Raw genomic sequence first — 13,002 nt, forward strand, 5'->3', positions numbered from 1 at the left:
GTTTTAAGGCTTTAGAGGGGAGTATGTTAAAAACAGGTTTATGGAAGCACGGTCAGGCGCCCCATCTGATGTTTGTCTAGTATTTTTTGATAGGTACCGTCTGTCATTAATTTTGCTAGCCCGGCATTAAATATGTTGATCACATCGATATGATCAGGCCGACTTCTCGATGAGATAAAATATAACTTGTTTGTAACAATTGGCTTGGCGACGAAATCTACCATTTCGAGGCCCTCAGGAAGATCTTTCTTCATCGTTTCCATAATGTTGATCTCATCGTCACCAAAGAGATCAACTCGGCCGGAAAGTAATAATTTAAGAGCTGTTGTTACTGTCGGTACTTTATGTTTTTTTAAATAATCTGCTTTTTCAAACTCCGCTGAAACTACGGCATGATTTACTTGAGCGATGGTATATGGAGTGAGATCTTCATAAGTATCCCATGTAATCTCCTCATCACGCCTTTTTAAAAATGAGAGCCGATTTATTAAAAAAGGATCGCTAAATAAAAAATCCTTTTTTCTCTCTTCACTAAACCACGCGTCAGCAAGTCCTGTTACTTTACCTGTTCGCGCAAGGAAGAGGGCTCTTGCCCAAGGGTAAAATTCCCATTTTACTTGGTGTCCTTCACGTAAAAAGGCTGTGTTTACGATGTCATAAACTACTCCGCCAACCTCTGGCTTTTCAACAAGGTAAGGAGACCACTCATCACCGGAAAGAGTTATTGTATCTGCGCGGGCTCTTTCTATTAATAAAAGGGAGATAGTGACAAAAAAAATCTTACAAAACATACTAATTTTTACTTGTAACATTTTATAAATCAAATCCTATCTTTTTTGGTCAAAACCTATTAACGGACTAATTTTCTAGGGTATATTTTAATTTATAGAGAGACGCTTAACTTACTCTTAAGTTGTGTAGGTAAGGTGTGTTGTTGATGCAATCGGCACAACACAAAATTAACATACTCTACTTACAAACAAAGCAACCCCTTAATTAGGTTAGACAAAATATGGTTTGAAATTGATAGTTTATTTCTTCTATATTTTAATCTATCGATTCACCGAAAGGTGATTAAATTTTGTTTCTTCAGGTTCAGGCATAACTATGCGTTCGAATTTGTACCGGGGTTAAAAAAATGCAGTCTTTTGATTATGTCATTGTCGGCGCTGGTTCTGCTGGCTGTGTCCTTGCCAACCGTTTGAGTGAAAACGGAAAGTATTCGATCCTCATATTGGAGGCGGGGGGATCAGATAAGAGATTTTGGGTCCAGGTACCAATTGGATATGGCAAAACATACTATCAAAAAGCGGTTAACTGGATGTATTTGACCGAAGCTGATGCGGGGACAGCAAATCGTCAGAGTTATTGGCCCAGAGGAAAGGTTTTAGGTGGTTCCAGCTCGATTAACGCGATGGTTTATATCCGGGGTAACAAAAAAGATTATGATGATTGGGAAGCTTTTGGAAACCCTGGGTGGGGATACGACGATGTCTTACCATATTTTAAAAAATCAGAGAAAAATCAAATGGGGGACGACGGCTATCGTGGCACCACAGGTCCGATGTACGTTTCTGATGTCTCCAATGATTTGCACCCTCTGTGTCAAAATTTTATTAAATCTGGGCAAGAGCTTGGCTTAACATACAACGACAATTTCAACGGAGCAGAGCAAGAGGGCATCGGCCTATATCAAACCACAACGCGAAAAGGGTTTAGAGAGTCCGCTGCCAAGGCTTTTTTACATCCAGCATTAAAACGTAAAAATCTTAAACTTATTACCTACGCTCATGCTACCCGAGTGATTTTTGAAGGTAAAAAGGCAGTTGGGGTCGAATATCGGCATAAAGGAAAGAACGCACAGGTCTTAGCCAGTAAAGAGGTGATCCTTAGTGGCGGTTCAATTAATTCTCCTCAATTATTACAGCTGTCAGGTGTTGGCCCTAAAAAACTTTTACACGATTTAGGTATTCCGGTTGTTCATGATAGCCCCGCTGTTGGTCAACATCTTCAGGATCATTTGGGGATGGATTACCTTTTTACCTGTACCAAACCGAGTTTGAATGATGAACTTCATTCTCTCTGGGGAAAGTTTATGGCAGGTTTAAAATACGTATTTTTCCGTCGTGGTCCTTTGAGCCTTAGTATCAATCAGGGGGGAGGATTTATAAAAACACGACCTGGCTTGCCTCAACCAAATATTCAGCTTTATTTCTCCCCTGTAAGTTACACCCGTGCTCCAGCAGGCACGCGTCCAATGATGAACCCGGACCCTTTCTCAGCCTTTCAGCTTGGTCTGACAAATTGCCGTCCAACTTCTCGGGGAGAAATCAATATTAAATCTCGTGATCCTCTTGATGCACCAACTATTAAACCAAATTATCTATCTACTGATGAAGATGTTTATGAGTTACTTGAAGGTGTTAAATATTTGCGACAACTTGCTGAAACAAAGGCATTTAAAGAAATTATTATAGATGAATTTCGCCCAGGCCCTGACTGTAAATCAGATGAACAACTGATCAATGATATACGGGGGTATGCCTGGACTTGTTTTCATCCTACCAGTACTTGTCGAATGGGATCGAACCCGCATGAAAATGTCGTGGATAGTCGCTTAAAGGTTTATGGTGTCGACAATTTACGTGTGATTGATGCCTCTATTTTTCCGACCGTGGTTTCCGGTAATACCAATGCTGCTGCAATCATGGTTGGGGAAAAGGGAGCTGATCTTGTACTTGCAGATTCCTGAGTGGGATCAGGGGACGAAGTAGCGTTTGACGGATTCATCCATTTCAATTTGTTCTAGAAGCCAATTTTTAAAGAGTAAGCCTTCTGGTTTGGCTTTCTCTTCTTTAATTGGCTTCACCAAATAATGTGATTCATTATAGAAAAAATCGTCGTTAACGACCCTGACTAAACAACCAGAATCAATATCTCGCTGAACATAATGTTTTAGTAATAGGCTGATTGATGCCCCAGATTTAACAAGTTCTACCGCGCTTAATGATGTGTCGACTGTTACTTTCACCGACAGTCCTGAACCTTTTAACTGAGTTTCCAAGATGGGTTGCCAACGCCCTTCACAGCCCATAATTCGTATGCACCCAAGGTGCTGGGTTAATGATTCATCCCCAGTTTTTATTGCTTGATGGACCAGCTTGGCATTTTCAGGGGTCGCGACAATGACCGAGGGTTCATGGTGAATTTTTTGGGCGTGAAACCCAGGCCAATTTCCATCTCCGATGCGAATGTCAATATCAATATTTTCTTGCCCTAGTGCTTCAGTCCAAATGGCGGTATACAGGCGAACGTCTATATCGGGGTAACGGACAAGAAATCCCTTGAGACGCGGGGCCAGCCAAAAAATTGAAAAGGCCGCTGTACAGCGTATGTTTATTGACTGTTTTCCCTTGGTGCCAAATATTCCTGTGGTCGAAGCTGAAAGATCTTCAAAAGCCCGCCTTACAGAAGGTAAATAAGCCCGACCTTTATCTGTAAGTTTCAGGCTCCTCGCTAAGCGCTCAAACAGTTGAAATTCAAGGTGTTGTTCAAGAGAGCGAACTTGATGACTGATTGCGGCTGGTGTCAGGTTCAGTTCTTTTGCTGCAGTCGTGAAGTTATTATACCGAGCAGCAGATTCAAAGGCGCGTAACCAGTTTAAAGGGGGGAGATGGTAATTCATAATAACTATTACTTACTTACAAATAAAACGATGTCTTAGAGTAATAATACTTCGTTTGATTTTATTCGCAAGCCCTGTCCATAGTTCTTACCTAGAATGTTTTAGCCAAGAGAGTTCGGTGTGAAGATAGCGAGTATTGAAACCTTCTCAAATGAGTATGTTGGCTTTGTCCGGGTGCGAACTGTAGAGGGCGATGAAGGGTGGGGGCAGGTCTCGACCTATAACGCAGATATAACCTCGCAAATCGTGCACCGTCACATTGCCCCTCATGCCTTGGGGCAAGACGCAACAGACATAGATACCCTGGTTCAGCTTATTCTGGAGCGCGAGCATAAGTTCCCGGGAACTTATCTCTATCGTGCGCTCTGCGGTCTTGATACCGCCTTGTGGGACATCTATGGCAAAAGAGCTGGAAAATCTGTTACGCAGTTACTTGGCAGCACAAAACAGAGTTTCCCCGTTTATGCGTCGAGTATGCGTCGGGATATTACGCCCGAACAAGAGGCCGAACGCTTTATCGCATTACGAGAAGAATTTGGCTATCAGTCCTTCAAGTTCAGGATCGGGCGTGAATGTGGACGCGATGTTGATCAATGGCCGGGCCGGACAGAAAAAATCATAAAAACCGTTCGCAATGTTTTGGGGGATGATGTCACTCTCTTGGTTGATGCCAATAGTGCCTTCTCGCCACAAAAGGCGATTGAAGTTGGACATATGCTACAGGATTACGGGGTTTCTCATTTTGAGGAGCCGTGCTCTTACTGGGAACTGGATTGGACCAAACAGGTCACAGAAGCTCTGAGCATTGATATCTCTGGTGGTGAACAGGATAACAACCTTGCTGTCTGGAAACAGATAATTGACCAACGGGTTGTGGATATTGTTCAGCCTGATGTCTGTTATATGGGCGGGATAACCAGAACGCTGCAGGTGACCAAAATGGCAGAAGAGGCAGGTTTGCCATGCACACTTCATTGTGCAAACCTTTCATTGGTCACTCTGTTTTCAGCACATTTAATGGCGGCCATAGGAAATCCTGGAAAATACCTCGAGTTTTCTATTGAGGGTCTCGATTATTATCCATGGCAAGCCGGTTTGTTTGAACCGGGTTACAAGATTGAAAATGGACAATTGATCCTTCCTGACAAACCGGGGTGGGGCGTTGAAGTCGATACCCAATGGCTCGCTAATGCAAACTATCAAGTCAGTTACAATGCTTCTCGTTTCTAACTTTAAAAATTCACTCGCGTTAATAAACGCACGATATTGAGGCCATTGGGTTAAGACCATGTCAGTACAGATTGATGCGTTAACAGAAGAATATTTTAGCAGTGGCACAGTGCGTGGGTTGCCAAATAAATTGTTTATTGATGGTAACTGGATTTCTGCAATTTCGGGTGAGGAAATAGAAACTATTGATCCGGGGCTTGGAAATGTCTTTGCCAAAGTAAGCGCTGCACAAACAGAAGATGTTGAGCTTGCTGTTAACGCCGCAAGTAAGGCATTTAAAGAAGTATGGAAAGATTTTAAGCCAAGCAAAAGGGGCGAAATTTTAGCAAAGGCCGCTGATTTGTTAGAACAACAGTCAGATTTATTTGCTGTTGTTGAAGCCTTGGATACAGGTAAGCCTTTGGCGGAAGCGCAAGGGGATGTTTCAAGCTCGGTCGGGGCACTTCGTTATTACGCTGGATGTGCTGACAAAATTCAAGGTGACAGCTTTCCTCTTGGTGATGGTGTGTTTTCCTTCTCCAGCGTGGAAGCCGTTGGTGTGACAGCTCATATCATCCCATGGAATTACCCACTCGCAACAACAATCCGGGGAGTAGCACCCGCCTTAGCGGCAGGTTGCACGGCTGTGGTCAAACCTGCAGAACAAACACCTCTTAGTGCCTTGATGTTGGCAAAGATCTTCGAAGAAGCGGGGCTTCCGGCAGGTGTTTATAATGTAATCACGGGAACAGGTAAAAACGCAGGAAGCCCCTTGGTTGATCATCCAAAAGTTCAGCACATCACCTTTACAGGATCTGTTGGAACTGGGACTTTGGTCATGCAAGCCGCGGCGCGAAACATCAGCAGTGTCACGCTTGAACTTGGAGGGAAATCACCGATCGTCGCCTTGGCTGATTGTGATCTCGAAAAAACGGCTGAAGGTGTTTTATGGGCAATTTTCTATAATGCAGGCCAAATTTGTTCTGCTGGTTCCCGGCTTATCGTTGAGCGTTCTATTCATCGAAAGCTGGTTGAGAAGGTTGTTGAGAAAACAACGCAGTTGCAAGCTGGGCATGGCTTACGCAATACAAACTATGGGGCCATTAATTCAAAAGAGCAGTTGGATAAAATTGATAGCTTTGTCCAAAGAGCAAAAAGCCGTGGGATAAAATGTTTATGCGGAGGTCATCCTATATCTAACGAGGCAACAGGGAAGGGGTGGTTTTATGCCCCGACTATAATGGATGACGTGCCTATGGGGGATGAACTGGTCCAGGAAGAAATTTTCGGGCCTGTACTGAGTGTTCAGGTTGTGGATAGTGTTGAGCAAGCTGGTGAGGCCGCAAATTGTACTGACTTTGCCCTCGCTGCGGGAGTTTACACTCAGGATATTACGCATGCACTGAAACTTGCACATGAAATTGATTCTGGTCAGGTGACAATAAATGATTATTGGGCTGGTGGCATTGAAGTTCCGTTTGGAGGCAATCGTAAATCAGGGATTGGTCGTGAAAAAGGTTTAGAGGCCCTTAGTAACTATTGTACAACCAAATCAATCACGATGTCTTTTTCATAAAATGACTGTGAATAAATGACTGTGAATAATTGTAATTAGTTGTTACGTGAAACAATGTAATACCCTCGTTGATGGTAGGGAGAGCAAAGGGATTATGTATTAAATGTCATTATTTCAAAGCCCCACTTTAAAGTGGTGAGTTTTGAGCGAAATTTGACGTTTTTTGCATAGAAAGTCGCAGCTAGGGATGGTGTTGTCTTTGATGCGACAAGTGAGCGAAGTGGGATCCGTTCAAATATTTGATACTAAAAGAAATGATAAACGGTATCAAAACAGAGGTGGAATAAGTCAAAAGAGCGTTAAAAAAACTTAGTTGTTGTAGATCATGAAACATGAATTGAAAATTTCAATTCTTACCGGTTTTTATTTTTAACGACAATAATAGTAATGAAACGGTTTATACTTTTGAGAATAAGTCATATGATAACATACCTAATTTAATAATGATGTTCATATGTTTCGCACCTCTATAACAAATGAATAACAGGGAGTAGAATAAAAATGTCTGAAAAAATGAATTATTTGGCTAAACTGGCAGTTGAAGGTAAGTTAGATCGTAGATCTTTCCTTGGAAAAGCTGCAGCACTTGGCGCTTCGACTGCTGTTGCCACCAGCCTTCTTTCCGGAACGGCACTTGCTGCTGGTCCTAAAAAAGGTGGTCGCCTTATTGCTGGCCTAGGAGGCGGCGAAAGTACAAACAGCCTAGATCCGGCATTGTTTTTGACACAAGTTTCTCATGATTTTGGTAAAACTTGGGGCGAGACCCTTATTGAAGTTTCCCGAATTGGTGAAATCGAATATCGTCTTGCTGAAAGTATTGAGCCATCTGCTGATGCTAAAACATGGCACTTCACAATCCGCAAAGGGGTTAAATTCCACAACGGTAAAACCCTGACTGCTGAAGACGTCCTGAAAACAATGCAACGTCACTCCGGTGAAGATACAAAATCAGGCGCTTTGGGAATTATGCGTGGCATTGAGTCTATGAAAGCTGATGGAGATGTTTTCTCTGTTACGCTTACAACGCCGAATGCTGATTTACCTTATCTGATGTCAGATTATCACCTGATCATTCAACCTGATGGTGGTATGGATGCGCCTGATGCAGGTATAGGAACTGGCCCATACAAAATTACTGTTAATGAGCCTGGAGTACGTCATGTAGGTGAACGTTTCGATGACTATTGGGATGGTGCAAACCGCGGTCATGCTGATAGCATCGAAGTTATCGTTCTAAACGATGCAACAGCACGTACTGCGGCACTACAAGGCGGTCAGGTTCATATGATCAACCGCGTAGAGCCTAAAATTGCTGATCTTCTTGAACGCGTCCCAGGTGTTTCTGTGAAAAGTGTTTCTGGACGTGGTCACTATGTGTTCTTGATGCATTGTAATACGGCACCGTTTGATAACAATGATCTGCGTCTTGCTTTGAAATATGCAATCGACCGTGAAGAAATGGTTGATAAAATTTTACGTGGTTACGGTTCTGTCGGGAACGATATGCCAATCAATGGTGGCTATCCGTTGTTCTCTGAAGATATTCCTCAGCGTACTTTTGATCCAGATAAAGCGAAATTCCATTTCAAAAAATCTGGTCACTCTGGTCCTGTAACTCTTCAGACTGCAGCAACAGCATTTGCTGGTGCTGTTGATGCTGCACAGTTGTTCCAACAAAGCGCAGCTAAAGCTGGTATCACAATTGATGTCAAGCGCGAACCTGATGATGGTTACTGGACTGAAGTATGGAACAAGCAACCGTTCTCCGCCTCTTATTGGGGTGGTTCTCGTCCGGTTCAGGACCAAATGTATTCTACGGCTTATAAGTCAGACGCCGATTGGAACGATACACGTTTCTTCCGCCCAGACTTTGATAAACTTCTTATCGAAGCGCGTGGTGAACTTGATCAAGCTAAACGTGTTGCTCTTTATCGTGAAATGGGACTTATGGTTCACAATGAAGGTGGCGTGATTGTGCCAATGTTTAATGACTTTATCGCTGCTGTAAGTGATAAAGTTGGTGGTTATGAAGATGATCCAAGTGGTGAAATGATGAACGGCCACGCTCTTACCAAAACCTGGTTAGCGTAACGTATTGAACCATGGGACATCCCATTTTGAATTTGGCAGGCCAACGCATTGCGTTGGGCTGCCTTCTCCTCCTTATGGCATCAGTGCTAATTTTTATTGGCACCCAAATATTGCCTGGGGATATTGCTCAATCAATTTTAGGACAATCAGCGACACCGGAAGCTGTCGCAAACCTTAGAAAAGACCTAGGTCTGAACGACCCTGCTTACATTCGATACTTCACTTGGTTATCAGGTGTTTTACAGGGGGATCTTGGGGTTGCACTATCAAATGGCAAACCTATTGCTGAAGCCGTCGGACAAAGATTAAGTAATACTTTGTTTCTTGCAGGCTGGGCTGCTGTAATTTCGGTACCCTTGGCTGTTCTTCTTGGCCTCTTAGCTGTACAATACAAAAACCGTTGGCCTGATAAGCTTATTTCAGGGGTAACCTTAACAACAATATCCTTACCTGAATTCTTCCTTGGTTATTTACTGATTTACTTTATTTCGGTTCAATTGAGATGGTTTCCATCTGTGGCAATTATCAATGACACAATGTCTTTGTGGCAAAAACTAAATACAATAGCGTTACCTGTTGCTGTTTTGGTTCTCGTTGTTTTAGCTCAAATGATGCGTATGACCCGTGCTGCAATATTAAATGTGATGCAATCGGCTTATATTGAAACAGCAGAACTAAAGGGAATCACACCTTTTCAGGTTATCCGAAAACACGCTTTTCCGAATGCAATCGCTCCAATTATCAACGTGATTATGCTTAACCTTGCTTATTTGGTTGTCGGTGTTGTTATTGTTGAGGTGGTATTTGCATATCCTGGAATGGGACAATATCTGGTTGATCACGTCTCCAAACGTGATGTTCCAGTTGTTCAGGCGTGTGCCCTGATATTTGCCAGTGTCTATATCTCCTTAAATATTGTGGCAGATATTGTATCGATTGTTGCGAACCCTCGTTTGCGACATCCGAAATAAAGGGAAAGATATATGAACTTTAAAAAAATTCCCTTAAGCGCACTTGTTGGCATAATTGCAACAAGTGGCTTTCTCTTTGTAGCCCTGTTTGCACCGGTTATCGCGCCCTATGGTATGGCTGAGATCGTTGGTGATGTATGGGAACCAATGTCTTCCAAATTTTGGTTGGGAACAGATAACATTGGTCGAGATCTCCTTACCCGTATGATGTATGGCGCCCGAACAACAATTTTTATTGCTGGTGTCGCGACAATACTTTCTTTTGGACTAGGGTCTGTTCTCGGTTTTACAGCTGCTGTTAAAGGTGGTTGGGTTGATATGGTCATGTCACGTGGTGTTGATCTATTGATGTCCATTCCGACATTGATTTTTGCACTCGTTGTTCTCTCTGTTTTACCTGGGAACCTTACGACCTTGATCATCGTGATGGGCGTTCTTGATAGTACGCGCGTATACCGTTTGTCCCGAGCTGTTGCCGTAGATATCAACGTAATGGATTATGTGGAAGCTGCACGCCTCCGAGGGGAAGGTTTGCGTTGGATTATCTTCAAAGAAATTTTACCTAATGCACTCTCACCTTTGGTTGCTGAATTAGGTTTAAGATTTATCTTTATGATCCTTTTCCTGTCTTCTCTATCTTTCCTTGGGCTCGGAATACAGCCTCCAGAAGCTGATTGGGGAAGTATGGTTAAAGCAAATAAAGATGGTATTAACTTTGGTATTCCGGCGGCCTTGATACCAGGATTTGCCATAGCCATTCTTGCTATTTCTGTAAACCTTGTTGCTGATTGGGTCCTTAATAGAACCAGTGATCTTAAAGGAGGGCGTGGCTGATGACTGATAACTTACTTGAAATCAAGAACCTCAAAATCGGCGCAACAGTTTATCCTCCAGGGGAAAAACCACGCGGTATTACTATTGCCCAAGACATATCTTTGACCCTAAAAAAAGGTCAGGTTATGGGGCTTATTGGCGAGAGTGGTGCTGGTAAATCGACGATTGGTCTTTCTACGATGAGTTACGGCCGTGGCGGTGTCGAGCTTACGGGAGGTGAGGTCATTGTAAACGGACGTGATATCCTGCAAATCACATCATCTGAATTACGGGCGTTACGGGGGCGTGAGGTCACTTACGTCTCACAGTCAGCGGCAGCTTCGTTTAATCCGGCAATGCGTTTAATGGAACAGGTTATTGAAGCGACCTTGCTTCATGGTCTATCTACAAAAAAAGAGGCCGAAGAGCGTGCCATCGGGCTTTTTGACGCTCTTGGGCTGCCAGATCCTGAAAATATAGGTAGCCGTTATCCACACCAGGTTTCTGGTGGACAGTTACAACGTGTGATGACTGCAATGGCGCTTTGCCCGAAACCCGACTTGATTGTATTCGATGAGCCAACAACTGCGTTGGATGTCACCACGCAGATTGATGTTTTGGCAGCGATTAAAAAAGCCATTAGAGATACTGGTGTCGCAGCCTTGTATATCACGCACGATCTTGCTGTTGTTGCTCAGGTTTCTGATGAAATTCTGGTTTTACAGCACGGTAGAATGGTTGAGCACGGAACGACTGAGCATATTATTAACTCACCAACAGAAGAATATACGCAACAATTGGTTTCTGCTCATTCGATTAAGCATGAAGAAAAAAAACCAGCTGATACACCTATTTTGTCTGTCGAGAATATATCTGCTTCTTACGGCGGTGCGATTAAGGTTTTGTCTAACGTATCTGTAGATATTTACCCTGGCCAAACGCTTGCCGTTGTAGGTGAATCTGGATCAGGTAAGTCAACACTGGCAAGGGTTATTACAGGGCTACTACCGCCGAGTGAAGGGCGTGTTGTCTTTGAAGGGCAGGACCTTTCATCTGCATTGCAACAAAGATCTATCGAGGATCTGCGTCAACTTCAGATGATTTATCAAATGGCAGATGTGGCGATGAATCCACGCCAGACAGTTGGTACAATCATTGGTCGTCCATTAGAGTTATATTTCGGTATGCGTGGGGCTGAAAAGCGAAAACGTATTATTGAACTTCTCGATGAGATCGAAATGGGTGAAAAATTCATTGATCGTTACCCGGCAGAGCTTTCCGGTGGGCAGAAACAACGTGTTTGTATTGCGCGTTCACTGGCTGCAAAACCAAAGCTTATTATCTGTGATGAGGTCACCAGTGCGCTAGATCCCTTGGTTGCTGACGGTATTTTAAAACTGTTGCTCGACTTACAAAAAGTCGAGGATGTGGCCTATCTTTTCATTACCCATGATCTGGCCACCGTTAAATCAATATCTGATTCAATCGCTGTAATGTACCAGGGCGAACTTGTGCGTTACGGACAAAAATCAGAAGTCTTGGCGCCTCCGTTTGATGACTATACTGATCTCCTGCTTTCTTCTGTCCCAGAAATGAAATTAGGCTGGTTGGAAGAGGTCATTGCTCATAGGAAAATGGAAAGTGCCGGGAATTAGCAAGACTATTTCCGCGTTTTAAGGAGTTCGGCACTTGGCTGTGAAAAATAAAGTTCTGTTGATCATTCTTGATGGTCAACCGTGGAGAGATGCGCGTCGTTACATGGGGAATCTCGAAGGTTGGGTACAGTCTGGCGAAGCTCGCGTATGGAAAATGCGTGCGGTTCTGCCATCTACCTCTGCATGTTGTTACGCCTCAATCCATACTGGCGTTACGCCCCAGGAACATAACGTGGTTTCTAACCAGTCTATCTTTCGGGTTAAGCAGGCTGATATTTTCAGTCAAGTCCGTGCAGCTGGGGGGAAAACGGGTGCTGTGACGCATTCATTTTGGTCTGAATTCTTTAATCGCGCACCTTTCGATATGGTGCGCGATATTGAATATGATGAAGCAGATGGACCAATCAATCATGGTCGTTTTCATACCATGACTGGTTATGGTCATAAGAACCAGATGACACCATCTGATGAAGATTTGTTTGCGACCCTGACCATGCTGACAGAACGACATGGGATTGATTATGGTATCCTGCACACCTGTACGCTTGATTCAATGGGGCATCGGTTTGGGCATGATTGCGAACAGATGGACCATGCTTGTTTTACCATTGATGCAATGTTGGCTCATTACCTGCCGAGATGGATCAAAAATGGCTTTGAAGTCATTGTGACAGCTGATCACGGACAATCAGATCGCGGTCATCACGGTGGCCGGGGCGAAGATCAACAAGATGTAGCACTTTATTGGTTTGGGGGCGGTGAAGGTCCGAAAGAAGATGTTGTACTTGATCAATTACAATTGGCACCGACCATTCTGACCCGAATGGGGGCACCAATTCCAGAAACGATGAAGGCCAAGTCTTTTTTGAAATAAAGTAATAAACGGGAAGTGTTCTATCTTCCTAACCATTCTAGAGAATGAAGGCGATCAGCTTAGAAATGTCATGAATGTCCGACTATTAGGCAATCTGTCAAAGCTGATCGCCCTTTTTCATTTCCTAA

Annotated in this window: 10 protein-coding genes; 8 read left to right on the plus strand and 2 right to left on the minus strand. The window is 43.4% G+C overall.

Annotated features, from left to right (window positions below):
- Positions 1-38 precede the first annotated feature (38 nt).
- Positions 39-812 carry a transporter substrate-binding domain-containing protein gene (locus ACFSKO_RS15620; protein ID WP_380253307.1) on the minus strand — a complete coding sequence of 258 codons (774 nt, stop codon included), beginning with the start codon at positions 810-812 and terminating at the stop codon, positions 39-41.
- A 326-nt stretch (positions 813-1,138) separates the two neighbouring features.
- Here ACFSKO_RS15620 and ACFSKO_RS15625 point away from each other — a divergent pair, with 326 nt between their 5' ends.
- A complete protein-coding gene (locus ACFSKO_RS15625; RefSeq protein WP_380253309.1) occupies positions 1,139-2,752 on the plus strand; it encodes a GMC family oxidoreductase in 1,614 nt (537 codons plus the stop codon).
- Between the two features lie 6 nt (positions 2,753-2,758).
- Here the strand turns inward: ACFSKO_RS15625 and ACFSKO_RS15630 are convergent, their stop codons facing one another.
- Positions 2,759-3,685 carry a LysR family transcriptional regulator gene (locus ACFSKO_RS15630; RefSeq protein ID WP_380253311.1) on the minus strand — a complete coding sequence of 309 codons (927 nt, stop codon included), beginning with the start codon at positions 3,683-3,685 and terminating at the stop codon, positions 2,759-2,761.
- A gap of 120 nt (positions 3,686-3,805) precedes the next feature.
- Here ACFSKO_RS15630 and ACFSKO_RS15635 point away from each other — a divergent pair, with 120 nt between their 5' ends.
- The 7 genes from ACFSKO_RS15635 (at position 3,806) to ACFSKO_RS15665 (ending at position 12,874) form a co-directional block, all read left to right on the plus strand.
- Entirely contained in the window at positions 3,806-4,915 is a 1,110-nt protein-coding gene (locus ACFSKO_RS15635; protein ID WP_380253313.1) for a mandelate racemase/muconate lactonizing enzyme family protein, read from the plus strand.
- 58 nt (positions 4,916-4,973) lie between these two features.
- On the plus strand, positions 4,974-6,470 hold the full coding sequence (locus ACFSKO_RS15640) for an aldehyde dehydrogenase family protein (protein ID WP_380253315.1): 1,497 nt from the start codon (positions 4,974-4,976) through the stop codon (positions 6,468-6,470).
- A 501-nt stretch (positions 6,471-6,971) separates the two neighbouring features.
- Positions 6,972-8,561, plus strand: coding sequence for an ABC transporter substrate-binding protein (locus tag ACFSKO_RS15645; protein ID WP_380253317.1), 1,590 nt, complete (start codon positions 6,972-6,974; stop codon positions 8,559-8,561).
- Between the two features lie 26 nt (positions 8,562-8,587).
- Positions 8,588-9,532 (plus strand): ABC transporter permease, encoded by a 945-nt coding sequence (locus ACFSKO_RS15650; RefSeq protein WP_380253319.1) that lies wholly within the window; start codon positions 8,588-8,590, stop codon positions 9,530-9,532.
- 12 nt (positions 9,533-9,544) lie between these two features.
- A complete protein-coding gene (locus ACFSKO_RS15655; protein ID WP_380253321.1) occupies positions 9,545-10,366 on the plus strand; it encodes an ABC transporter permease in 822 nt (273 codons plus the stop codon).
- Positions 10,366-12,000, plus strand: a complete 1,635-nt coding sequence (locus ACFSKO_RS15660; RefSeq protein WP_380253323.1) for an ABC transporter ATP-binding protein — start codon at positions 10,366-10,368, stop codon at positions 11,998-12,000. Before ACFSKO_RS15655 ends, ACFSKO_RS15660 begins: the two co-directional genes overlap by 1 nt.
- A 40-nt stretch (positions 12,001-12,040) precedes the next feature.
- Complete coding sequence (locus ACFSKO_RS15665) at positions 12,041-12,874, plus strand: alkaline phosphatase family protein (RefSeq protein ID WP_380253428.1); 834 nt, start codon at positions 12,041-12,043, stop codon at positions 12,872-12,874.
- The last annotated feature ends 128 nt before the right edge of the window (positions 12,875-13,002 follow it).

Source organism: Kiloniella antarctica (assembly GCF_042682825.1).
GTDB lineage: Bacteria > Pseudomonadota > Alphaproteobacteria > Kiloniellales > Kiloniellaceae > Kiloniella > Kiloniella antarctica.

What these genes read in the sequence shown, in the direction of transcription:
- ACFSKO_RS15645 (WP_380253317.1), top strand. Translation starts at nt 6,972, where the DNA reads ATGTCTGAAAAAATGAATTATTTGGCTAAACTGGCAGTTGAAGGTAAG.
- ACFSKO_RS15660 (WP_380253323.1), top strand. Translation starts at nt 10,366, where the DNA reads ATGACTGATAACTTACTTGAAATCAAGAACCTCAAAATCGGCGCAACA.
- ACFSKO_RS15640 (WP_380253315.1), top strand. Translation starts at nt 4,974, where the DNA reads ATGTCAGTACAGATTGATGCGTTAACAGAAGAATATTTTAGCAGTGGC.
- ACFSKO_RS15625 (WP_380253309.1), top strand. Translation starts at nt 1,139, where the DNA reads ATGCAGTCTTTTGATTATGTCATTGTCGGCGCTGGTTCTGCTGGCTGT.
- ACFSKO_RS15630 (WP_380253311.1), bottom strand. Translation starts at nt 3,685, where the DNA reads ATGAATTACCATCTCCCCCCTTTAAACTGGTTACGCGCCTTTGAATCT.
- ACFSKO_RS15620 (WP_380253307.1), bottom strand. Translation starts at nt 812, where the DNA reads ATGTTACAAGTAAAAATTAGTATGTTTTGTAAGATTTTTTTTGTCACT.
- ACFSKO_RS15655 (WP_380253321.1), top strand. Translation starts at nt 9,545, where the DNA reads ATGAACTTTAAAAAAATTCCCTTAAGCGCACTTGTTGGCATAATTGCA.